Origin of the sequence: Nocardiopsis halophila DSM 44494 (assembly GCF_000341245.1) — a bacterium.
Classification (GTDB): domain Bacteria; phylum Actinomycetota; class Actinomycetes; order Streptosporangiales; family Streptosporangiaceae; genus Nocardiopsis_A; species Nocardiopsis_A halophila.
Map to the genome: position 1 here is coordinate 59,193 of NZ_ANAD01000152.1, position 22,581 is coordinate 81,773.

A 22,581-nucleotide genomic window follows, 5' to 3' on the forward strand; every position below is an offset into this window, starting at 1 on the left:
GTACGCGGGTCGGCCCCGCCCGGGGCCGGCCGAGCCGGGTCCTCTTCCGGTCCCTTCAGCAGGGGCAGGGGCTCTGGAGGAGGTTCTGCCTGACCGGCCGTGCCTGTCCGTGGCGCCCCCGTTCCCACGCGGGGCGGCCCGGCCGGTGTCCCGGCCGGGCCGTTCCGTCTTCCGGGGCCCTTCCGGACGGGCAGGCGGCCCCGGAGACCCCTGTCAGACCGCCGCGGCCTCTTCCTCGTCGGCGGAGCGGACGACGCCGTGCGGCACCAGGCGGCTCGGTGCGCCCACGTAGGACACGTACAGTGCGTCCCGCGCGCGGGTACAGGCCAGGAAGAGCAGGTTCCGCTCCTGCTGGTGCACCTGCTCCAGGGCGACCGGGTCGCCCTCGGCCGCGTCCAGGGCGGCCTTGGGCGGCAGTAGCGGCTCGCTCACCCCCACCACCGCCACGCAGCGGAACTCCTGCCCCTTGAGCTTGTGCATGGTGCCCACCCGCACCGCGGGGGTGGCGTCCACTGCGTCCAGCGGAGCGGTGGGGATGCCGCGGGCCTGCAGCTCCTTGGTCATGTGCCGGACCACCCACTGGTTGCGCCCGGCCACCGCCACCGATGCCGGAGCGACGCCGGCCTCCAGCCACACCCGCACCCACTCGGCGAGCGCGGCCCGCTCGTCGGCCCGGTCGCGGCAGCCCCGCAGCACCGGCTCGGGGCCGTGCAGCAGCGAGCGGTACCCGGTCAGGGTGTCGGCGTCGTCGTCCAGCCCGACCTCGGCGCGGCGGCCCAGGATCGGCACCGCCCAGTCGAGGATCTCCTGGGTGACGCGGTAGCTCATGCGCAGACGGTGGCCGCGCCCCCGCACGTTGATCCCCAGGGAGGCCAGGGAGACGCGGTTGTCGGAGATGCGCTGGTGCGGGTCGCCGACGATGAACAGGTCGTCGGGGCCCTCGGGGACGGCGGCGCGCAACAGCCGCCACTGGGCCGGGTGCAGGTCCTGGGCCTCGTCCACCACGACGTGCCGGTAGCGCGGCCCCACCCGGCCCAGGTGCTCGGCGGCGGTCAGGGCGGTCTGCGGGTAGGACCACTCGCCGGCCACCCGCATCGCCGCGGTGTAGCGCCGCAGGGCGTCCCACACCTGCGGCCGGTGCTCGGGGGCCAGGTGCAGCATGCGGCCGCTGCGCTCGCAGCGCACGTAGTCCGACAGGCGGGTCAGGTTCTGCGCCAGCACCACCTGCTCCCACTCGTCGGCCAGGAAGCGGCCCGAGTAGGGCAGCCCGTCGGCGGCGGCCGCCTCCCGCCAGCGCTCGGCCAGCTCGTCGCGGCCGAGCGCGTCGGGGATGAGCCCGGTGTGCTCGTGGACGATACTGCGGGCCAGGCTGTCGATGGTGACGACCTCCACCCGGGCGCGCACCCGCGGGTCGGGCAGCAGGCGGTCGAGCTGCCCGGACAGGGTCTGGGCCAGCAGCCGGTTGTAGGTGGTCAGCAGCACCGTGCGGCGGTGCTCGGTGGCCTCGGAGGTCTCACGGGAGGCCAGGTGGGCGGCGCGGTGCAGGGCCAGCACCGTCTTGCCGGTGCCCGGACCGCCGCTGATCTGCGCCGACCCGGCGTAGCGGGCGTCGACGATGCGGTGCTGGTTGGGGTGCAGGGTGACCTGCCACTCGTCGAACGACTTGCCCAGGTCGGCGGCGAGCTCGTCGGGGCCGGTGACGCGGGGCGCACCGGCCGGGGCGGACAGCGGCGCCGGTGCGAGCTCGGCGCCGTCCTCGGGGGCGGTGCGGTCGCGGGCCATCGCCAGCGCGTCGTCCTGCCGGCGCAGTCCCACCAGGCACAGGCCGCCTCCGGAGCCGGGGGCCAGCACGCCGGCCCACTCGGGCCCGATGCGCAGCAGGCGCGTCCGGGGGTCGGCGGCGTCGGCGACGGCCTCCAGACGGCTCTCGTCGCCGCCCATGAACGCCTGCACGACGGTCAGCGCGGCGCTGCGGACGCCGGGATCGAGCCGGGAGAAGTCGGAGAGGAACGTCGGGGTGATCGCGAGCTTGGGCACGTCCTTCTTGCCTCCGGTCGCCTGAGAGGGAGCGGTGGGTGCCAGGGCGGGCCGGCCGGGTCCCGCGCGGCGCCCTTCGCTTATGAACATGCTCCCGCCGGAATTTGGGCAAACGACGCGCCGAACCCCGTTGGGGACACCTGTCCGGGTGGGTGTTCGTGCAGGTCGGACTGGGGTTTTCGAGGGTGTTTTCGAGTGTCGCGGGAAATTTCTTCGCCGTCGTCGCTGACCTGCGGTTCTGTGGCGGTCCCGTGGGACTGAAAACCGATTTGTCGACAGACCGAAACTGGGGAAGTAGGGAAGGGAAGCCCAGCCAGGACCTCATAGGAGCGGTGGCGCGCTCGCCGGGTTTCGGTCCCACGGGTGCGGGCCGGGTCCGCGGTTCCGGAGGACCGGTCGGGACGAGGGCGGCGCCGATGCCCGGTCTCCGCCCTGCGCCCTCGGTGCGGGGCCGGATCGGAGCACTCGCGGGGCTCGGCGACACTGGGGGACGGTGCGCACGAGCCGCACCCGCCCCCCACGATCCCGCCGTCCACCGACCCGATCTGGAGCCCCGCCGTGCCGACCGCCCCGACCGCCCCCGCACCGAGCCGAACCGGCGGCCCGCCGCCCNCATCGAGGCCCTCACCTGGGTCGGCCTGCTCATCGGGATGTTCTTCAAGTACGTCGTCGTCGGGGACGACATCGGGGTGCGCGTGTTCGGCCCGATCCACGGCGTCGCCTTCATCGTCTACGTCGTCGTGGCCGCGGCGGCCTGGTACCGCCTGCGCTGGGGGCTGTGGACCGGCCTCTTCGGCCTCGCGGCGAGCATCCCCCCGCTGGGCACCGTGGTCTTCGAGCGCATCGCCTCCGCCCGCGGCCTCCTCGACCCCGCAGAGAAGCGGGCCACCCGGAGCGGCCCGGGTTCCGACTGAGGGCCCGGAGCGCGGCGGTCGGCGTTCGCGGCCGTCGTTCGCGTCGTGCCCCGGGGCCGGAGGTCCTGGCGGGCCCCGCCTGCCTGGCCCCTGCGCTGTAGAGGTGCGGGCCGGCCGGGGTGGCCTGAGTGCCGATTGAGCGGCCGTCGGCTCCGTCGCCGCCTGCGCCGTGTCCGACTGCCGGTCGCCCCGGTGAGATTCGCGTGGGGCGGCCCCGCGTCCCGCAGGGGAGTGGGGCGCCCGGAGCGGTCGAGCCGGTCGGCGCGGCCGGAGCGCCCGCTGGGCGATCGGGGCGGCGGGCTCTCGCCGGGCTCGCCTCGCACGCTGCTCGTGAGCAGTGCCGCGGACCCCGCTCCGCCTCCATGGGCGATGTGCGCCCCCGGAACCGTGCGGCGGCTCCGGGGGCGGGTCCACGAGCGCTGGAGGGGCACTCGGTGCCCCTGCCGGGGCCCGTCCTTCCCCGACAGGGGCCCCGACCGCCCCACGGGCGCCCGGGTGCCCGATCATCGCACGGACCGGTCCCGTCGCGCCGCCCGTTTGTGCTCCCCGCCCCGGCCCGCCGCCCGCGGCGCCGCTCCGGCTATCGTGAGGCCGAGCACACCGGGATCGGACGGGGAGCGGAAGCCGTGAGCCAGCAGAAGCCGAACGGGAACATGCGCTGCGCCGACGCCGACCGGGAGCGCGTCGCCGGGGTCCTGCGCGAAGCCGCGGCCGCCGGGCGCATCACCCTGGAGGAGCTCGACGAGCGCCTCGACGCCGCCTTCGCCGCCCGCACCTACGGCGACCTCGAACCCCTCACCGCCGACCTGCCCGCCGACGAGGAGCGGACCGAGCCGCTCGCCCCGAGCGGCGGCGCCGAGCCGTCCGAGGCGTCCCGTCCCCTGGTGCTCAAGTCCTCGGCGGGCACCATCGTCCGCCGCGGCGAGTGGACCGCTCCCCGGCGCATCGAGGTGACCAACCCGATGGGCAGCACGGTGCTGGACTTCCGGTCGGCGACGCTGCTCAGCGGCACCACCGAGATCGCGCTGACCTCCTCGTGGGGCGAGGCGCGCCTGGTGCTCCCGGACGGCGCCACCGCCGACGTCCGGGTGGACGCCTCCTGGTGGGGAAGTGTCGACAGCCGCGTCCCGCCGGCCCCGGCGCGCCCGAACCCGCACTTCGTGGTGACCGGTGAGGTCAAGGGCGGCAACCTGAAGATCCGCTACAAGAACCGCTTCGAGGAGATGTTCGGGATGTACGGCTGAGCCGCCGGGCCGGTGGCCGTACGGCGCGGCGCCTCCGCTCAGGGGCCCAGGCGCAGCGCGTCGCGGTACCAGCCCTCCTGCTCGGCCAGCTCGCGCGGGGTGCCCTCCTGGAGGACGCGCCCTTCGCTCAGCACGTAGATGCGGTCCATGCGCTCCAGTCCGGCCAGGTCGTGGGTGATCAGCAGGGTCGAGAACCCCTCGCTCTCCGCCGCGTCCAGCACGTCGGCCATCACCGCGTCGCGGGTGTCGGGGTCCAGGTGCGCCGTCGGCTCGTCCAGGACCAGGATCCTCGGGGAGGCCAGGACCGCGCGGGTCATCGCCAGCCGGCTGCGCATCCCGCCGCTGAGCCGGGTGCCGTGCACCCCCACCTCGGTGTCGAGGCCGTGCGGCATCGCCCGCGCCTCGCCGTCCAGCCGCGCCCGCGCCAGCGCCTCCCACAGCTCCCCGTCCTCGGCGTCGGGGCGCGCCAGGCGCAGGTTCTCGCGCAGAGTGGAGGCGAACACGTGCGGATCCTGCGGCACGCCGCCGATCGCCCGCCGGGCGTCGTCGCGGTCGTAGCCGGTCAGGTCGCCGCCGCCCAGCTCGACGGTGCCCGCGTCGGGGTCGCGGAAGCGCAGCAGCACTTCGGCCAGGGTGCTCTTGCCCGCGCCGCTGGGCCCCAGAACCGCGACTTTGGCCCCGGCCGGGACCTCCAGGTCCACGCCGCGCAGCGCCCACGGCTCCTGCGGGCCGTACCGCACCTTGAGCCCCCGCATCCGCAGGTCGGCCGGGGGCGGCTCGGGCAGCTCGGCCGGGCGGTCCGGGGGCGCGACCATGGGCGGGGTGTCCAGCACGTCGAACAGCCGCGCGCCCTGGGCCCGCAGCGCCCCCAGCCGGGCGGCCACCGCGGGCAGCGGCTGCACGATCTCGAACGCGGCCAGGGTGGTCAGCACCAGCACCGCCAGCGGGATCGGGTGCAGCGACCCGTCGTCCACCGCGGCCACCCCCAGCAGCAGCGACGCCCACACCGTCACGCCGGTGACCAGTGCACTCGCCCCGGCGCCGAATCCCAGGAGTCCGGCGTCCCGGCGGGCCAGGCGGGTCAGCTCGGTGTCGGCGTCCTCCACCCGGCGCACCGCCCGGTCCATGGCGCCGTAGGCGACCAGGTCGGGGGCGCCGTGCAGGGTGTCGACCAGGGAGGTGGACAGCTCCCCGCGGGCCCGCGCCTGGCGTTCGCCCGGTGCCCGGCCCAGCCGGGCGGCGACCAGCGGCACGCCCAGGCCGGTCAGGAGCAGCCCGGCCGCCAGCACCAGCCCGCCGGGCGCCAGCAGCGCCGTGCACACCGCGGTGGTCACGCCCCCGGCCAGCACGGCCACCAGCGGCGGGGTGAGCCCGCGCAGCAGCAGGTCCTGGGTGGCCTCGGTGTCGCTGACCAGGCGGGAGACCAGGTCGCCGGAGCGGAGGGAACCGACGCTGTGGTGCGAAGCGCCCCGATTGAGGGTGGGGGTGGGCGACGTGCGGGGACTGTGGTGCGAAGCGCCCCGATTGAGGGGGGGGGTGGGCGACGTGCGGGGACTGTGGTGCGAAGCGCCCCGATTGAGGGGGGGGGTGGGCGACGTGCGGGGACTGTGGTGCGAAGCGCCCCGATTGAGGGTGGGGGTGGGCGACGGGCGGGCCTCTGAATAGGCCAGCCGCTGGTAGACCTTGACCCGCACGTCGGCCAGGGTGCGGAAGGCGGCGTCGTGGGTGACCAGCCGCTCCAGGTAGCGGGCCACCCCGCGGGTGACGCCCAGGGCGCGGGTGGCCACGATCGCCACGCTCAGCGCGGTGATCGGCGGGTGCTCGGCGGCCTTGGCCAGCAGCCAGGCGGCGATGCCCAGCAGCGCCACCGCCGAGCCGGTGGCCACCGACCCCAGCAGTACCCCCAGCGCGAACCGGCTCCCGCGCGGCCACGCCAGCAGGACCATCCGCACCAGCGGGTCGCGGCCGCGGCCCGGGGCGGCGGCCGGGTCCGGGTCGGCCCCGGGGGCGGTGCGGGCGGTGGTCTCGGCGGTCATCGCAGGGCCTCCTGCTCCAGGCGGCCCGCGTGCACGGGCACCGTCTCGTCCACGTGTGCGGCCCACCCGGCGTCGTGGGCGACCACCACGCCGGTGCGCCCCTGGAGCAGCCGGGCGACCGCCGTGCGCACCGCCGCCGCGTTCTCGGGGTCCAGGTGGGCGGTGGGCTCGTCGAGCAGCACCACCGGGGCGTCCCGCAGGAACGCCCGGGCCAGGGCGATCCGCTGGCGCTGTCCGGCCGACAGCCGGGCCCCGCGCTCGCCGAGCCGGGTGGCGTAGCCCTCGGGCAGCTCCCGGATGAAGGCGTCGGCCTCGGCCAGTTCGGCGGCCCGGCGCACCTCCTCCTCGCCGGCCTCCGGAGCGCCCAGCCGGATGTTGCCGGCCACGGTGTCGTCGAACAGGTAGGGGTGCTGCGGCACCCAGGCCAGGCGCCTCCGCCAGGCGGCGGGGTCGGCCTCGTCCAGGGGCACGCCCCCGGGGGCGTCGGCGGACACCGCCAGGATGCGGCCCTCGGTGGGTTCGATGAAGCGCAGCAGCAGCGAGAGCAGGGAGCTCTTGCCCGAGCCGCTGGGGCCGGCCAGCAGGATCCGGCGCCCGGCCGGCACCTCCAGGTCGACCCCGGTGAGCGCGGGTGCGTCCCGCCCCGGGTAGGTCAGGCCCACCCCCTCCAGGCGCAGCCCGACGCCGTGCCCGGGCAGCTCGGCGGTGCGGTCCCGGCCGGGGCCGGGCGGACGGGGCGCGCCCTCGGCCCGCTTGTCGAGCTCGGCGAAGACCTGCTCGGCGGCGGCGACGCCCTCCATGCTCGCGTGGAACCGCGAGCCGACCTCGCGCAGCGGCAGGTAGGCCTCGGGGGCCAGGATCAGCACCAGCAGCGCCGTCTGGTAGTCGAGCATGCCGTACATCAGCCGGATGCCGATCTCCACCGCGACCAGCGCCACCGCCAGGGTGCTCAGCAGCTCCAGCACGAACGCCGACAGGAACGCGATGCGCAGCGTGGACATGGTGCTCTCGCGCTGCTCGTCGGTCATCCGCCGGATGATGCGGGCCTGGGCCCGGGTCCGGCGGAACACCGCCAGGGTGGGCAGGCCCTCGACCACGTCCAGGAAGTGGCCGCCGAGCCGGTGGAGCCGGCGCCAGCGGCGCTGCGTGCGCGCCTGGGTGTGCCAGCCCACCAGCGCCATGAAGACCGGGATCAGGGGCAGGGTGACGGCGATGACCACCGCCGAGATCCAGTCCGCGCCCGCCACCACGGCGAGCACGGCCAGGGGGACGAGCACGGCCAGCACCAGCTGCGGGAGATACCGGGCGAAGTAGTCGTCCAACGCATCGAGGCCCCGCGTGGCGAGCGTGGCGACCTCTCCGGCGCCGGCCGTGCCCGTCCCGGCGGTGGCGGTCCCCCCTGACGATCGGACCGTCCCGCCGTCCGGGGGAGGCGAGTCCCCCGGTTCACCGCCCGGGTCGGCCCCGGTCCCGGTCACGTGGGCGACCAGGCGGCGGCGAAGCTGGGACTTCGCGCGCGCGGCGGAGCGCAGGGCGGCGGTCTCGGCGCCGTAGGACAGCGCCGCCCGGGCGATCGCGACCGCGGCCACGGCGGCGATCGCCCAGGAGAGGACGTCCAGCCCGAGCCCGCGGGTGGCGCCGGCGATCGTGTAGGCCAGCAGCCAGGCCTGGGCGAGCACCATGGCGGTGGTGAGCAGTCCGCTCGCCACGGCGACGGCGAGGTGCACGCGGACGGCCGAGGCCGTCCGGACCAGACGCGGGTCGAGGGGGCGCATTGCAGGTCCGTTCCCTTCGGTGGTGCGCCGGTGCTACTCGGCGGGGGCGGGAGCCTGGTCCTGCCCGTCTCCGCCACCATAGGCGGGCACCGGCTCGATGTGCTCGCGGGTCACCCGTTTGCGGAAGACCCAGTAGCTCCAGGCCTGGTAGCCCATCACCACCGGGAGGAACACCGCCGCGACCCAGCTCATCACGGTCAGGGTGTAGGGCGCCGAGGACGCGTTGGCCACGGTCAGGTCGAAGGCCGGGTCGAGGGTGGAGGGCAGCACGGCGGGGAAGAGCGAGCCGAACAGCGTCACCGAGGCCAGGCCGATGGTCGCTGCGGTGCAGGCGAAGGAGCGCCCCTCCGAGCCGCGCAGCGCCAGGGCGACGCCGGCGACCAGTGCGGCCGCGGCGACGGCCACGACCGGCCACGTCCAGGTCTTCCCGTGGGCCAGCTGCGTCCAGACCAGGAACACCGCCCCGGCCGGCACGGCGACGCAGGCGGTGCGCAGCGCCGCGGTGCGCGCGCGGGAGCGCACCGGCTGGCCGGTCTTGAGGGTCAGGAACAGCGCCCCGTGCAGGATGAACAGCGACAGCGTGGTCAGCCCGCCCAGCAGCGCGTAGGGGTTGAGCAGGTCGATCACCCCGGCGCGCAGGATCTCGTCGCCGTCGACCGGCATCCCCCGCACGATGTTGGCGAAGACCAGGCCCCACAGGAACGCGGGCAGGGCGCTGCCCCAGAAGATGGCCCGGTCCCACCAGGCGCGCCAGCGGTCGGTGTCGCCCTTGCCGCGGTACTCGAAGGCCACACCGCGCACGATCAGCGCCAGCAGGATCAGCAGAAGCGGCAGGTAGAAGCCGCTGAAGGCGGTGGCGTACCAGGCGGGGAAGGCGGCGAACATGGCGCCGCCGGCGGTGATCACCCACACCTCGTTGCCGTCCCAGATCGGGCCGATCGCGTTGATCATCACCCGCCGGTCGACGTCGCGCCTGCCCAGGACGGGGAGCAGGATCCCCACACCGAAGTCGAACCCTTCCAGGATGAAGTAGCCGGTCCACAGGACCGCGATGGCGATGAACCAGACGGTTGCCAGATCCATGTCTGAGGTCTCCTAGCGCGGGCGCGGGCGGGGGGTCAGTAGACGAAGGCGGGAACGTCGCCGGTGTCCTCGCCCTCCTCGGGCTCGGGCACCACGTGCGAGGGGCCGCCCTTGACGTAGCGCCACAGCAGCCCGGCCTCGACGACGGCGAGCACGCCGTAGATGAGGGTGAATACGGTCAGCGACAGGGCCACCTGGCCCAGGCTGACGCCGGGGGAGACGCTGTGCGCGGTCAGCAGCTGCCCGTGCACCGTCCAGGGCTGGCGGCCCATCTCGGTGAGGACCCAGCCGAGGATGTTGGCCGTGAGCGCGGCGGGCAGCGCGGCCACGGCCGCGTAGTAGAACCAGCGGGTCCGGGGCAGGCGGCGCTTGCGGGTCAGCCACAGCCCGAGCGCGGAGACGGCCACCCCGAACAGGCCGAACCCGATCATCAGGCGGAACGACCAGTACATGATGAACACGTTGGGGATGTAGTCCACGTCCCCGTACTCGGCGTACTCCTGTTCGTACTGCTCCTGGAGGTCGTTCATGCCCTGGACGGTGCCGTCGATGGTGCCGGTGGCCAGGAAGCTGAGCACGCGGGGGATGGTGATGTCGATGGTGTTCACGCCGCTGTCGGTGTCGCCCACGGCGAAGGTGGAGAAGGGCGCGCCCTCCTCGGTCTCCCAGTGGGCCTCGGCGGCGGCCAGCTTCATCGGCTCGTACTCGGCGGCGAGCTTGGCCTGGTGGTCGCCGGAGTAGACGACGACGATCCCGGCGAGCAGGGTGACGACCATGCCGGCGCGCAGCGTCTTGCGGAACAGCTCGTGGTCGCCGGCGGGCGGCTCGACGCCCTTCTCCCCGGTGTCGCCGTGCCGGCGGGCGCGCCAGAGCTTGAAGGCGCTGACGGCGGCGACGAACAGCCCGGCGGTGATGAAGGCGGCCGAGACCACGTGCAGGAACGTGGACCAGGCCTGGGGGTTGGCCAGGACGGCCCCGATGCTGGTCAGCTCGGTGCGGCCGTTCTCGGGGTTGACCGTGAACCCGACCGGGTGCCGCATCCAGGCGTTGGCGGCCAGGATGAAGTAGGCCGACAGGTTGGTGCCGATCGCGGCCAGCCAGATGCAGGCCAGGTGCACGCCGCGGGGGAGCCGGTCCCACCCGAAGATCCACAGCCCGATGAAGGTGGACTCCAGGAAGAAGGCGAGCAGCGCCTCCATGGCCAGCGGTGCGCCGAAGACGTCGCCGACGAAGCGGGAGTACTCGCTCCAGTTCATGCCGAACTGGAACTCCTGCACGATCCCGGTGACCACGCCCATGGCGAAGTTGATCAGGAAGAGCTTGCCGAAGAACTTGGTGGCGCGCAGGTACTCGTGCCTGCCCGTCCGATACCAGGCGGTCTGGAGGGAGGCCACGATGACCGACAGGCCGATCGTCAGCGGTACGAACAGGAAGTGGTAGACGGTGGTGATACCGAACTGCCACCGAGCCAGGTCGAGTGCTTCCATGCGCCTCTCCAGCCAGCAATGGACCGACAAGTCGTAGTACGACACAGCGTAGTGCTACGGGATGTAGTAGATCCACCGAGGGGCCGCCCCCGCCTGCGGTCGCAGGGTGGGTCCGAGGACGACGATAGGCGGGCCCGGCCGCGGGCGCCGCACCGGCGGGCCGCTCTTTACCAGGGGCGATGCGGATTTTTCCGGTGCCGTTGCGCGCCGGGGCCCGCGGCCGGAGCGAATCGGGGGGCGCCCTGGGCGGGCCGCGGGGGGTGACGGACGCCTCAGCATCCGCCTCCGTCGACTGCGGGCCGGTCGCCGGCGCCGGGACGGAGGAGAGGGGGCGGGTCAGTACTCGCCGGGGGGCAGCGCCGGGATCTCGGCCGAGATCGCCTCGCTGATCGCTACCAGCCCCTGGGCGGGGGCCCCGTAGGAGGCCGGGATCGACAGTTCGACGTAGGCCTCGCGCGCCATCGCGGTGTACATCGTGGGTTCGTCCTGGGGCTCGGGGAGCCAGGCGACCTCGTCCACGACCATCAGCTCGGAGTCAGGGCGGTAGGCGTCGGGCCGCGGAACCCCGCAGCGCAGAGCGATCACCGGGTCGCCCCAGGCCGCCACCAGGGGGGAGTCCGCCTGGGCCTGGGTGCGCTCCTGGTCGAAGAGGGTCTCGGGCAGCCGCTCGGCCAGCCCCTCGCACAGCTCCGCGGTCTCGGCGTCCGGCTCGGGGACCGGCATGTCCACCCCGCCGCCGGTGCACCCGGCCAGCAGGACCAGCCCTGTGGCCGCGGCGCCCGCCGCTCCCTTGCGCATCGGCCCTCCCGGGTCGCTCAGATCTGCACGATGGGGCAGGTCAGCGTCCGCGCGATGCCGTCGAGCCGCTGGATGCGGGCGACCACGAGCCGCCCGAGGGCGTCGATGTCGTCGGCGTGCGCGCGCACGATGACATCGTAGGGGCCCGTCACGTCCTCGGCCTCGCTGACTCCGTCGATCCCGCGGATGAGCTCCGCCAGATCACCGGCCCGGCCGACCTCGGTCTGCACGAGAACATAGGCCTGCACCATGGTGGAACCCTCCCAGGTCATCCGGAGAACATGCGGATACGGCGACGGCGTCCGGATGGGGCCGCGCGCCGATTTCGACGGGGTACGCGCGGGTCAACACGCCCTCGACCACTGCGCCGGATTGGTCACCGTACCCTGAGGGCTGTGTCGAGCACCATTGGGGACCTGGGCGAATTCGGCCTGATCGCGCGCGTGACGGCCAGATTCCCCGAGACGGACGATGTAATCCTCGGGCCCGGAGACGACGGCGCGATCGTCTCGGCCGTGGACCGGCGCGTGGTGGCCAGCACCGACGTGCTGGTCGAGGGGAGGCATTTCCGGCTCGACTGGTCCCGCGCGCGCGACATCGGTCGCAAGGCCGTGGCGCAGAACGCCGCCGACATCGCCGCCATGGGCGCGCGGACCACCGCGCTGCTGATCGGCCTGGCCGCCCCCACCGACCTCCCCGTCCGCTGGGCGGAGGAGTTCGCCGAGGGCGTGCGCGAGGAGTGCGCCGAGGTCGGGTGCACCGTCGTCGGCGGCGACACCGTCAGCTCGCCCACCCTCACCGTCTCGGTCACCGCCCTGGGGTCCTTGGACGGCTCCCGTCCCGTGCTCAGGAGCGGGGCGAGGCCGGGCGACCGGATCGCGGTCACCGGGCCGCTGGGGCTCTCGGCCGCCGGGCTGTCCCTCTTCGAGTCCGGCCGCTCCGACGCCGACGCCGCGCGCGCGGCGGTGGCCGAGCACCGCTCCCCGTCTCCCCCCTACGCCCAGGGACCGCGCGCGGCCCTCGCCGGAGCCACCGCCATGCTCGACGTGAGCGACGGCCTCACCCAGGACCTCGGGCACATCGCCGAGGCCTCCGGGGTGCGGATCGACCTGCGGCGCGACGCCCTGGTCCCCGCCCCGGAGCTGATCGCCGCCGTGGAGCTGCTGGCCGCATCGGGCCACCCCTCGGGCGGCGCGGGGCGGCCGCCCCGGGAGGCGGCCGTGGACCTGATGGCGGTCGGCGGCGAGGACCACGCGCTCGCCGCCGCGTTCCCGCCCGGCGCCGCCCCGCCCGAGGGGTGGACGGTCATCGGTTCGGTCCACGAGGCGTCCGGCCCCGAGGAGGCGCGGGTGACCCTGGACGGGCGCGCGCCCGTGCGCGGCGGTTGGGACCATTTCGGCCGGTAAGGCGCGGGGCCTGCGCTGCCCGGTCGCGCAGGGGGTGGATGTGCGGAAGGTGAGAGAGTCGGGTTTGGGGGGTAAATCACGCTAAGCTGGCGCCCCGAGCCGCATGTGCGGGGCGACGGACGGGGAGCGGATCGGAAGGCTTGGCGTTATGGGGCGCAATGACGGGTCCGGCAAAGCCCGGCGCGGTGCGCACCGCTCAGAGCCCGAGCAGTCCGGCCCCCTGCAGACCGTCGGCATCGTGCTCGGCAGCACCGTGCCCAAGAAGGTCCGTCCGCCCCGCCTGCTGAGCGTCCTGCTCCTCTCCGGCGTCACCCTGGGGCTCGTGCTCTTCGGCTACAGCACCACCCAGATCTACCTCAGGTTCAGCGAGCCCCCGGTGGAGCACGGGACCTCCCCGTCCGGAGGACCGGCCGGAGGCCCCTCCGCCGCGCCCGGGGACGGCACCGGGGGCGGCGAGGCCCGCGCCGAGCAGGAGCAGGGCACCGGGGGCGCCGACGGTTCCGGCGACGGCGGCCCCGGGGAGGCCGGGCGCGAGAGCGCCGCCGGGGAGCCGGCGGCGATGTCCTACACCACCGTGGAGGCCTCGTCCTCGAACTTCACCGGTCGGGTCACCCTGACCAACACCGGCGCGGACACGCTGGACGGCTGGGAGCTGGTGCTCGGCTTCGACGGGGCCACGGTGACCTCGGCCTGGGACGTCGAATGGGAGGCCACCGGCGACGGCGTGGTGGCCCGCGCCCCCGACTGGGGCGACGGACTGGCCCCGGGGGAGTCGGTCGAGGTCAACTTCACCGCCGAAGGCACCGCGCAGGCCCCCAGCACCTGCGTCTTCAACGGTGAGTCCTGCTCCCTCTGAGCTCGCGGCTGAGCTCGCGGCCCCGCCCTCTCCGCCTCTCGTTCCGCGCGGCCGCCCCGGTGCCGGGGCCGCCCCGGCCGGGTCGCTCGCCCCCACCCGTCGCAGGGAGGTCCTACGGTAGGTGTCCGGCGGACCTGCGCGACGTGAGGAGAGCCGGTGATCAGTTGGGACGAGCCGCTGCGCACCACGCAGGGGGCGGCCGCGGCCAAGAAGTTCGCGGCCGAACTCGACCTGCACACCGCGGGCGACCTGCTGCGGCACTACCCGCGCCGGTACGCCTTCCGCGGCGAGCTCACCGACCTGGCGGCCCTGGCCGAGGGCGAGCAGGCCACGGTGGTGGCCGAGGTGCTCAGCGCCACCAAGCGCGACCTGCGCGGCGGCGGCCGCGGGCGCCCCCGCAGCCTGCTGGAGGTGGTGATCACCGACGGCACCGGGCGGCTCACCCTGGCCTTCTTCCACAACGCCGGGTACCACCTCAAGGAGCTGCGCCCCGGGCGGCGCGGCATGTTCGCCGGGAAGGTCTCCACCTACCGCGGCAAGAAGCAGTTGGCCCACCCGGTCTACGAGATGCTGCCCGACGACGGCACCGGCGACGAGCGCGCCCGCGAGTTCGCCGACCGGCCCATCCCGGTCTACCCCGCCACCAAGGGCCTGGCATCGATGACCATCGCCCGCTGCGCGGCCACCCTGCTCGACCAGGCCGAGGGCGGCGGCGGGTTCGCCGACCCGCTCCCGCCGGACCTGCGCGAGCGGCACCGCCTGGTCGGCATCGACGAGGCCCTGGAGAAGATCCACCGGCCCGCCGACACCGACGACATCGGACGCGCCCGCAAGCGCCTGAAGTGGGACGAGGCCTTCGTGCTGCAGCTGGCCCTGGCGCAGCGGCGCAAGGCCGCCGGGCAGGTCCCCGCCAAGCCCCGGCCGCGCGTTCGGGACGGCCTGCTCGACGCCTTCGACGCCGCGCTGCCCTTCGAGCTGACCGAGGGCCAGCGGAAGGTCGGCGGGGTCGTCGCCGACGGGCTGGACTCCGCGCACCCCATGCACCGGCTGCTCCAGGGCGACGTGGGCGCCGGCAAGACGCTGGTGGCGCTGCGCGCCATGCTCCAGGTGGTCGACGCCGGCGGCCAGGCCGCGCTGCTCGCCCCCACCGAGGTCCTGGCCCAGCAGCACCACCGCTCCATCACCCGGATGCTGGGGCCGCTGGCCGAGGCCGGGCTGCTCGGCGGCGCCGACCGGGCCACCCGGGTGGCGCTGCTCACCGGGTCCCAGACCGCCTCCGCGCGGCGCGAGGCGCTGCTGGAGGCGGCCTCCGGGCAGGCCGGGATCGTCGTGGGCACCCACGCCCTGCTGCAGGAGCACGTCTCCTTCGCCGACCTGGGGCTGGTCGTCGTCGACGAGCAGCACCGCTTCGGCGTGGAGCAGCGCGACGCGCTGCGCGAGAAGGCGGCCGACGGGCGCCCGCACGTGCTGGTGATGACGGCCACGCCGATCCCGCGCACCGTGGCCATGACCGTCTACGGCGACCTGGACGTGGTCGCGCTGGACCAGCTGCCCGCCGGGCGCTCGCCCATCGCCACGCACGTGGTCCCCGCCCGGGACAAGCCGCACTTCCTGGACCGGGCCTGGGAGCGGATCCGCGAGGAGGCCGCCCAGGGGCGCCAGGCCTACGTCGTCTGTCCGCGCATCGGCGGCGACGACGGGGACGAGGAGGGGGCCGCCGGGCCCGCCCCCGAGGAGGGCGAGGAGGCCCGCCGCCCTCCGCTGGCCGTCCTGGAGGTGGCCCGCACGCTGAGCCAGGGGCCGCTGTCCGGTCTCCGGGTGGAGGCGCTGCACGGGCGGCTCTCCCCGGACGAGAAGGAGGCCGTGATGGGCCGCTTCGCCGCAGGGGAGACCGACGTCCTGGTCGCCACAACCGTCATCGAGGTGGGCGTGGACGTGCCCAACGCCACCGTCATGGCGATCATGGACGCCGACCGGTTCGGCGTCTCCCAGCTGCACCAGCTGCGCGGACGCGTCGGGCGCGGGAGCCTGCCGGGGCTGTGCCTGCTGGTCACCGAGGCCGAGGAGGGCGGGCCCTCCCGGCAGCGGCTGGACGCGGTGGCCGCCACCACCGACGGGTTCGAGCTGTCCAGGGTCGACCTGGAGCAGCGCCGCGAGGGGGACGTGCTCGGCGGCGCCCAGTCCGGCAAGCGCTCGTCGCTGAAGATGCTCACCCTGCTCCGTGACGAGGACCTCATCGGAGAGGCCCGGGAGGAGGCCGCCGCCCTGGTCGAGCGCGACCCCGAGCTGGCCTCCCACCCCCCGCTGGCCCGGGCGCTGGACGACCTCCTGGGCGAGGACCGCGCCGAGTTCCTGGAGAAGGCCTGAGTTCCTGGAGAAGGCCTGAGGCCGTCGGCGGGCCCGTGCGCCCTGGTCGGCGGGGGCGGTGCGCTCCGGAGGCCCGGCCGCCGTGCCGTCCCGGTACGGTTTGGCCCATGACCCGCATCATCGCCGGTTCGGCCGGGGGGCGCCGCATCGCCGTCCCCGACGGCCGTACCACCCGCCCCACCAGTGACCGCGCCCGTGAGGCGCTCTTCGCCTCCGCGCAGTCCGACCTGGGGCCGCTGGACGGGCTGCGGGTGCTCGACCTGTACGCCGGGTCGGGGGCGATCGGGCTGGAGGCGCTCTCCCGGGGCGCCGCGCACGCCCTCATGGTCGAGGCCGACCGCAGGGCCGCCGCGGTGGTCCGGCGCAACATCTCCTCCCTCGGCCTGCCCGGGGCGCACCTGGCCGCCGACCGGGTCGCCCGGGTGCTGGAGCGCGGCCCCGGCGGCGACCCCTACGACCTGGTGGTGGCCGACCCGCCGTACGCGGTCGGCGAGGACGAGGTCGGCGCGGTGCTCGCCGCACTGCGCGACCACGGGTGGCTGGCCCCGGACGCGCTGGTGGTGCTGGAGCGCTCCGCGCGCGGCCCCGACCCCGACTGGCCGCGCGGCTATGCGGGGGCCAGGGTGCGCCGGTACGGCGAAGCGGCGCTTTGGTACGGTCGCGCCGCGAGTCGTCCCGACCATTCCCCTGCCGCGGGGCACAATCCCGGGTAAGGCGGCGCCTGCCGCCCCGCCCGGCAGGAAGGAGCACCCCACCGTGCGCCGACGCGTCGTGTGCTCCGGGTCCTTCGACCCGGTGACCAACGGACACATCGACATCATCGGCCGGGCCGCCCGGCAGTTCGACGAGGTCGTGGCCGCCGTGCTGACCAACGTGAACAAGCGCGGGCTGTTCGGTGTCGACGAGAAGCTCGACATGCTCCAGGAGAGCGTCAAGCCCTTCGACAACGTCACGGTCGACACTTTCGACGGGCTGCTCGTCGACTACTGCCGCGACAACGGCATCGAGGTGATCGTGCGCAGCCTGCGCTCGGTCAGCGACTTCGACTACGAGCTGCAGATCGCGCAGATGAACTACCGCCTGGCGCAGGTGGAGACGGTGTTCATGACGGCCAATCCGCAGTACTCCTTCCTCAGCTCCAGCCTGGTCAAGGAGGTCGCCCAGTACGGCGGCGACGTCGAGGGACTGGTCACCCCCTACGTGGAGGAGCGCCTGCGCCGCAAGTTCGCCGAGAGCGGCTGAGCGGCGCCTGCGGGGTCCACCGCACGGGCGGCGGAGGAGCCGGCCGGCGGCCCGGCGCCCGCCAGCGATTTGGGCCCGACCTGCCCGGTCGCTAGACTGACGGTTTGACCGCGGTCCCTTGTTCGCGCGTGCCGCGCGCGGGGAAGGGGCCGCGGCCACGTCCGGCGACAACCCGTGTCGGCCCCGGCCGACCGTACCGAAAGCGCGATCACACTGACTCGTATCGATCCCCGGTCCCCGTTCGCGGTCGACACCCGGCCGCTGGGGCGGCAGCCCGGCAGCATGCGCACCATGACGCGCATGGTGCCCGCACCGGCGTCGCTGGCGGCCGGAATGGCCTCCGTTCCCGAGGGCTCCGACGTCGAGCTGGACTTCCGGCTCGAAGCGGTGCTGGAGGGGGTGCTGGCCACGGGCACGGTCCGGGCCCGGTACCAGGGCGAGTGCGGGCGCTGCCTGGACGCCGTGTCGGCCTCTTTCGAGTCCGGCTTCCAGGAGCTCTTCCACTACCCGGAGGAGGACGCCTACGGCCGCCCCGAGGAGGGCGCGGACGCGGACGCCGACGAAGAGGACTACTATCTTGAAGGAGACCTGCTCGATCTCGAGCAGGTCGTCCGCGACGCGACCGTGCTCGCGTTGCCGCTCTCGCCGCTCTGCCGGGACGACTGCCCCGGACTGTGCGCCGAGTGCGGTGTCAAACTCGCCGAGGCCGGCGCCGACCACGGCCACGGCGAGCGCGTCGATCCCCGGTGGGAGGCGCTGCGCAAGCTGGGCCTGGATTCGGGCGACAGCTGAGTTCTTCCCCGCGATCGGCGGGGGTGTACCGGTAAGTGAGCTCCCGCGCCGCGGGGGTGACCCAGGAGGATTGAAGTGGCCGTCCCGAAGCGGAAGATGTCGCGGGCCAACACCCGTATGCGCCGTTCCCAGTGGAAGGCGAAGCGCCCGTCGCTGGTGAACTGCCCCCGCTGCCGCGACCCGAAGCTCCCGCACGTCGCCTGCCCGACGTGCGGCACCTACAACAACCGCCAGGCCGTCAACCCGGCCTAGCGCGCGCACAGGGCGGGCCCGACCCCTGGGGAACCGGGAGCGGGCCCGCCTTTTGGGCTGGGCCGCCCCCAGGCCGACAACCTCGAATAAGCTTGACTTCGCGCCGATTCGGGCCCATCCCGAGGTCGTGGTGGCCGCCGATGGCGGTGCGGCGCCCCGCGCCCGCCGCGCAGCGGCGGCCACCACGGCTTCGAGCGACCCTGGACGGCTCGGAAGCGGCCGTGTGCCCCGGCCGGCGGGGCGGCGGGCCGCCGTGGATCTAGGGAGTGAGCGTCCGGTGTCCTTTCAGATCAGTGCGGCCGAGGCCAAGGAGTTCCACAAGGCCATCGGCGTGGAAATCGACGGCGAGGTCCTGGCGCGGGCGCTGACGCACCGCTCCTACGCCTACGAGAAAGGCGGCCTGCCCACCAACGAGCGCCTGGAGTTCCTCGGCGACTCGGTCCTGGGGCTCATCGTCACCGACACCCTGTTCCGCGAGCACCCCGACCTGCCCGAGGGGCAGCTGGCCAAGCTCCGCGCGGCGGTGGTGAACATGCGGGCCCTGGCCGACGTCGCGCGCGGCCTGGGCATCGGTGGCTACATCCGGCTGGGCCGCGGCGAGGAGGGCACCGGCGGGCGCGACAAGTCCTCCATCCTCGCCGACACCCTGGAGGCCATCATCGGCGCGGTCTACCTGGACCGCGGCCTGGACACCGCCTCCGAACTGGTGCACCGGCTCTTCGACCCGCTCATCTCCACCGCCTCCGGCCTGGGCGCCGGGCTGGACTGGAAGACCTCGCTGCAGGAGCTGACCGCCTCGGAGATGCTCGGGGTGCCCGAGTACCACGTCGACGAGAGCGGCCCCGACCACCAGAAGACCTTCCGCGCCACCGTGCGCGTCGCCGGCACCGACTACGGCGCCGGCGAGGGCCGCAGCAAGAAGGAGGCCGAGCAGCAGGCCGCCGAGTCGGCCTGGAAGGCCATCCGCGCCCGCTCGGGGGCCTCCACCGAGGCGCAGGGGTAGCACCGTGCCCGAGCTTCCCGAGGTCGAGGTCGTCCGCGGCGGCGTCGAGCGCTGGGCGGTGGGCCGCGCCTTCGAGGGCGTCGAGGTCCTCAACCCCCGCTCGGTGCGCCGCCACGCGGCCGGCCCCCGCGACTTCGCCGACCGCCTGGCCGGCCGCACCGCCACCGGGGCCGCCCGGCGCGGCAAGTACCTGTGGCTGGTGCTGGACTCCGGGGACGCGCTCCTGGCGCACCTGGGGATGAGCGGCCAGCTGCTGGTGCAGCCGGGGGAGGCGCCGGCCGAGCGGCACCTGCGGGGGCGGGGGGNGTGAGCTGCGCTTCGTGGACCAGCGCACCTTCGGGCACCTGATGGTCGCCCCGCTGGTCGAGGCGCCCGACGGGGGCGTGGTCCCCGACGTGGTCGCGCACATCGCCCCCGACCCGCTGGACCCGCTGTTCGACGAGGAGGCGTTCGCCGCCGCGCTGCGCCGCAAGCGGACCGGGATCAAGCGTGCACTGCTGGACCAGTCGCTGGTCAGCGGTATCGGCAACATCTACGCCGACGAGGCGCTGTGGCGGGCGCGCCTGCACGGGGAGCGGCCCACCTCGGGCCTGCGCAAGGCGCAGGTCTCGCTGCTGGTGGCGCAGGTGCGGGACGTGCTCCGGGAGGCCCTGAAGGAGGGCGGGACCTCCTTCGACGGGCTGTACGTCAACGTCAACGGGGAGAGCGGCTACTTCGAGCGCGGGCTGAAGGCCTACGGGCGCGGCGGCGCGCCCTGCGAGCGGTGCGGCACGCCCATCCGCCGGGACGCGTTCATGAACCGCTCCTCCTACACCTGCCCGCGCTGCCAGCCGCGGCCCCGCGGCGCCCGCCCCGCGGGATGACGGTGGGGCCCGCGCGGGGCGACGCTGTGCCGGGCCGCGGTGCGGGGCGGCGCGGTGCGGTGCAGACCGAGCGACACGAGAGGGAACGGGGAGGACCGGCCATGGGGGAGACCGGCGACGGTGCCGCATCCGGGGACGAGCGCGTCCGGCTGACGGCCTGGGTGCGCGGACGGGTGCAGGGCGTCGGCTTCCGGTGGTGGACCCGCGCGCGGGCGCTGGAGCTGGGGCTCACCGGCGCGGCGACCAACCTGTCCGACGGGCGCGTCGAGGTCGTCGCCGAGGGGCCGCGCGACCGCTGTGAGGAGCTGCTCTCCCAGCTCAGGGGTGGTGCGACGCCGGGGCGCGTCGACGCTGTCGTGGAGAGCTGGGCACAGTACCGGGGTTCCTCCACCGGGTTCGTCGAGCGTTGAGTATCCTGGTGGGGTGACGCGATTCGCGGGCGCCCCCCGCAGCGTTTCCCGCACGGCGGGAACAGCGGGACCGGGGTGCCTCCGTGCGGATCGTGCGCTGTGTCCTGCCCAGGTCACAGCGTGATTACCGACAGTTCCGTGCAACCTTGACCAGTGACGTCCGCGGTGAGACTCTGGAAGGCAGACCGCGCTCCGAATCCACCCACGAGGCGGGTGGCGCGATCCTTCTCGTGGCTCATATGCGTGTGAACCTCATCTGGTCACTCAGTGTGGAGGACCCACATCATGGCGAAGGCTCTACTCGGCCACGTCGGCGGTCCTGACCCTCGAATGGTTCAGGAGATGCGACGACTGCAGAAGCGGGTACGCGACCTCGAAGACGAGATCGGTCGACTCCAGGCGCGCAATGACCAGCTGTCCGCGTCCGTCGCCGATGTCGCCGTCGGCGCGACCGACCGCGAGCCCGCGCTCGCGTAATATCCGCAGCACTATCACGCACTCGGCATAAAGGGACGCCCCGGCCGCTGCTCGCGCGGCCGCAGGACCGGCGTCCCTTGGGTGCACTTCTCGGGATACTTCCCGTCCTCTCCGCAGTTCCGCCATCGTCATTCGGGGATGTACCCCCGGGGATTTCCCACAATCCTCACCGTGGCGGGCGACTCTCGGGCCGATTGCGGCCTCTTTCCGCGGCCGCTCATGGCACCCTTGGACCCGTCGGTCCGAAATCCGGACCGGAACCGGGAGCACCGGTGACGCCGAGGCCGGAGGGGACGCGGGGTGTACCTGAAGAACCTGACGCTGCGCGGCTTCAAGTCCTTCGCCTCCGCCACCAACCTGCGCTTCGAACCCGGGATCACCTGCGTGGTGGGGCCCAACGGGTCGGGCAAGTCCAACGTGGTCGACGCCCTGGCGTGGGTGATGGGCGAGCAGGGGGCCAAGAGCCTGCGCGGCGGCAAGATGGAGGACGTCATCTTCGCGGGGACCTCCTCCCGCCCGGCGCTCGGGCGTGCCGAGGTCTCCCTGACGATCGACAACTCCGACGGCGCCCTGCCGATCGACTACACCGAGGTCACCATCCGGCGGACGATGTTCCGCAACGGCGGCTCGGAGTACGCCATCAACGGCGACACCTGCCGTCTGCTGGACATCCAGGACCTGCTCAGCGACTCGGGCATCGGCCGGGAGATGCACGTCATCGTCGGCCAGGGCCAGCTGGACACGGTCCTGCACGCCGGCCCTGAGGAGCGGCGGTCTCTCATCGAGGAGGCCGCCGGCATCCTCAAGCACCGCAAGCGCAAGGAGAAGGCGCTGCGGAAGCTGGACGCGATGCAGGGCAACCTGGACCGCGTCACCGATCTGACCGCCGAGCTGCGCCGCCGCCTCAAGCCGCTGGGGCGCCAGGCGGAACTGGCGCGCAAGGCCCAGGTCATCCAGGCCGACCTGCGCGACGCGCGGCTCCGGCTGCTGGCCGACGACATCGCCACGCTCACCGGCGAGCTGGAGAAGGAGGAGGCCGACGAGGCCGAGGTCCGCCGCCGCCGCGAGGCCGCCGAGCGGTCCCTGAGCGAGGCCCAGGAACGGGAGAGTGTTCTGGAGGAGGACGCCGCCCGCTCCGCGCCCGCCCTGGCCCGCGCCCAGGACGCCTACCACGGGCTCTCCCGGCTCCGGGAGCGCCTCGGCGCGGTGGCCGGGCTGGCCGCCGAGCGCCACCGCAACCTCGCCGCCGCCCCCGCGGAGGAGCGCGGCGGCCCCGACCCCGAGGAGCTGGAGCAGGAGGCCGAGGAGGCCGCCGCCCAGGAGGAGGCGCTCCGCTTCCGCCTCGAGGAGGCCCGGGAGGGGCTGGACGAGGCGGTCCGCGTGCGGACCGAGGCCGAGTCGGCGCTGGAGGCCGAGGAGAAGCGGATCCCCCCCCCCCCCCCCCCCCCCNCAGGGAGGGCCTGGTCCGCCTGCGCGGCAAGGTCGACGCCGTGCGGGGCCGGCTGGCCGCGGGCGAGGCCGAGGTCCAGCGGCTCCCCG

The 22,581-nt window shown here is 74.4% G+C and carries 19 protein-coding genes and 2 pseudogenes; 14 read left to right on the top strand and 7 right to left on the bottom strand.

Features of this window, described 5'->3' with window-relative positions:
* Positions 1 to 213: 213 nt before the first annotated feature.
* Complete coding sequence (locus D450_RS0117925; RefSeq protein ID WP_017540036.1) at positions 214 to 2,037, bottom strand: UvrD-helicase domain-containing protein; 1,824 nt, start codon at positions 2,035 to 2,037, stop codon at positions 214 to 216.
* Between the two features lie 650 nt (positions 2,038 to 2,687).
* Here D450_RS0117925 and D450_RS33055 point away from each other — a divergent pair.
* The gene (locus D450_RS33055) at positions 2,688 to 2,951 is read left to right on the top strand and encodes a DUF3817 domain-containing protein (protein WP_086003665.1); all 264 of its coding nucleotides are present in this window, start codon (positions 2,688 to 2,690) and stop codon (positions 2,949 to 2,951) included.
* Between the two features lie 626 nt (positions 2,952 to 3,577).
* Positions 3,578 to 4,195 (top strand): DUF1707 SHOCT-like domain-containing protein, encoded by a 618-nt coding sequence (locus tag D450_RS0117935; protein WP_017540038.1) that lies wholly within the window; start codon positions 3,578 to 3,580, stop codon positions 4,193 to 4,195.
* 38 nt (positions 4,196 to 4,233) lie between these two features.
* Here D450_RS0117935 and cydC read toward each other — a convergent pair whose 3' ends face one another.
* The 6 genes from cydC to D450_RS0117965 all read right to left on the bottom strand — a co-directional run bounded on the left by cydC (position 4,234) and on the right by D450_RS0117965 (position 11,625).
* On the bottom strand, positions 4,234 to 6,231 hold the full coding sequence (gene cydC / locus D450_RS0117940) for a thiol reductant ABC exporter subunit CydC (RefSeq protein ID WP_017540039.1): 1,998 nt from the start codon (positions 6,229 to 6,231) through the stop codon (positions 4,234 to 4,236).
* Positions 6,228 to 8,006 carry a thiol reductant ABC exporter subunit CydD gene (cydD, locus tag D450_RS0117945; RefSeq protein ID WP_017540040.1) on the bottom strand — a complete coding sequence of 593 codons (1,779 nt, stop codon included), beginning with the start codon at positions 8,004 to 8,006 and terminating at the stop codon, positions 6,228 to 6,230. Before cydD ends, cydC begins: the two co-directional genes overlap by 4 nt.
* Positions 8,007 to 8,039: 33 nt before the next feature.
* On the bottom strand, positions 8,040 to 9,089 hold the full coding sequence (gene cydB, locus D450_RS0117950; protein ID WP_017540041.1) for a cytochrome d ubiquinol oxidase subunit II: 1,050 nt from the start codon (positions 9,087 to 9,089) through the stop codon (positions 8,040 to 8,042).
* A gap of 35 nt (positions 9,090 to 9,124) precedes the next feature.
* Positions 9,125 to 10,576: a cytochrome ubiquinol oxidase subunit I gene (locus D450_RS0117955; protein WP_017540042.1), complete on the bottom strand. Its 1,452-nt coding sequence runs from the start codon at positions 10,574 to 10,576 to the stop codon at positions 9,125 to 9,127.
* 336 nt (positions 10,577 to 10,912) lie between these two features.
* Positions 10,913 to 11,374, bottom strand: a complete 462-nt coding sequence (locus D450_RS0117960) for a DUF3515 domain-containing protein (RefSeq protein WP_017540043.1) — start codon at positions 11,372 to 11,374, stop codon at positions 10,913 to 10,915.
* A 17-nt stretch (positions 11,375 to 11,391) separates the two neighbouring features.
* Positions 11,392 to 11,625, bottom strand: a complete 234-nt coding sequence (locus tag D450_RS0117965) for an Lrp/AsnC family transcriptional regulator (protein ID WP_026124226.1) — start codon at positions 11,623 to 11,625, stop codon at positions 11,392 to 11,394.
* 144 nt (positions 11,626 to 11,769) lie between these two features.
* Here D450_RS0117965 and D450_RS0117970 point away from each other — a divergent pair, with 144 nt between their 5' ends.
* From D450_RS0117970 to D450_RS0118025, 12 genes and pseudogenes are all read left to right on the top strand, one after another.
* Positions 11,770 to 12,780, top strand: coding sequence for a thiamine-phosphate kinase (locus D450_RS0117970; protein WP_017540045.1), 1,011 nt, complete (start codon positions 11,770 to 11,772; stop codon positions 12,778 to 12,780).
* A 148-nt stretch (positions 12,781 to 12,928) separates the two neighbouring features.
* Positions 12,929 to 13,636 (top strand): cellulose binding domain-containing protein, encoded by a 708-nt coding sequence (locus tag D450_RS0117975; RefSeq protein WP_026128622.1) that lies wholly within the window; start codon positions 12,929 to 12,931, stop codon positions 13,634 to 13,636.
* Between the two features lie 156 nt (positions 13,637 to 13,792).
* Entirely contained in the window at positions 13,793 to 16,003 is a 2,211-nt protein-coding gene (recG, locus tag D450_RS0117980; protein ID WP_017540046.1) for an ATP-dependent DNA helicase RecG, read from the top strand.
* Between the two features lie 107 nt (positions 16,004 to 16,110).
* Positions 16,111 to 16,716: a 16S rRNA (guanine(966)-N(2))-methyltransferase RsmD gene (gene rsmD, locus D450_RS0117985; RefSeq protein WP_017540047.1), complete on the top strand. Its 606-nt coding sequence runs from the start codon at positions 16,111 to 16,113 to the stop codon at positions 16,714 to 16,716.
* A 58-nt stretch (positions 16,717 to 16,774) separates the two neighbouring features.
* Entirely contained in the window at positions 16,775 to 17,245 is a 471-nt protein-coding gene (coaD, locus tag D450_RS0117990) for a pantetheine-phosphate adenylyltransferase (RefSeq protein WP_017540048.1), read from the top strand.
* 174 nt (positions 17,246 to 17,419) lie between these two features.
* Positions 17,420 to 18,037: a YceD family protein gene (locus D450_RS0117995; RefSeq protein ID WP_017540049.1), complete on the top strand. Its 618-nt coding sequence runs from the start codon at positions 17,420 to 17,422 to the stop codon at positions 18,035 to 18,037.
* 75 nt (positions 18,038 to 18,112) lie between these two features.
* Positions 18,113 to 18,289 (top strand): 50S ribosomal protein L32, encoded by a 177-nt coding sequence (gene rpmF, locus D450_RS0118000; RefSeq protein ID WP_017540050.1) that lies wholly within the window; start codon positions 18,113 to 18,115, stop codon positions 18,287 to 18,289.
* Between the two features lie 277 nt (positions 18,290 to 18,566).
* Positions 18,567 to 19,292: a ribonuclease III gene (rnc, locus tag D450_RS0118005; protein WP_017540051.1), complete on the top strand. Its 726-nt coding sequence runs from the start codon at positions 18,567 to 18,569 to the stop codon at positions 19,290 to 19,292.
* Positions 19,293 to 19,296: 4 nt separating this feature from the next.
* Positions 19,297 to 20,155 (top strand): annotated as a pseudogene (mutM, locus tag D450_RS30515) (bifunctional DNA-formamidopyrimidine glycosylase/DNA-(apurinic or apyrimidinic site) lyase).
* 101 nt (positions 20,156 to 20,256) lie between these two features.
* On the top strand, positions 20,257 to 20,565 hold the full coding sequence (locus D450_RS0118015; RefSeq protein ID WP_017540052.1) for an acylphosphatase: 309 nt from the start codon (positions 20,257 to 20,259) through the stop codon (positions 20,563 to 20,565).
* Positions 20,566 to 20,850: 285 nt separating this feature from the next.
* Complete coding sequence (locus tag D450_RS32595) at positions 20,851 to 21,042, top strand: hypothetical protein (protein ID WP_083932690.1); 192 nt, start codon at positions 20,851 to 20,853, stop codon at positions 21,040 to 21,042.
* Between the two features lie 300 nt (positions 21,043 to 21,342).
* Positions 21,343 to 22,581: pseudogene (locus D450_RS0118025) on the top strand (chromosome segregation SMC family protein); the annotation flags it as partial.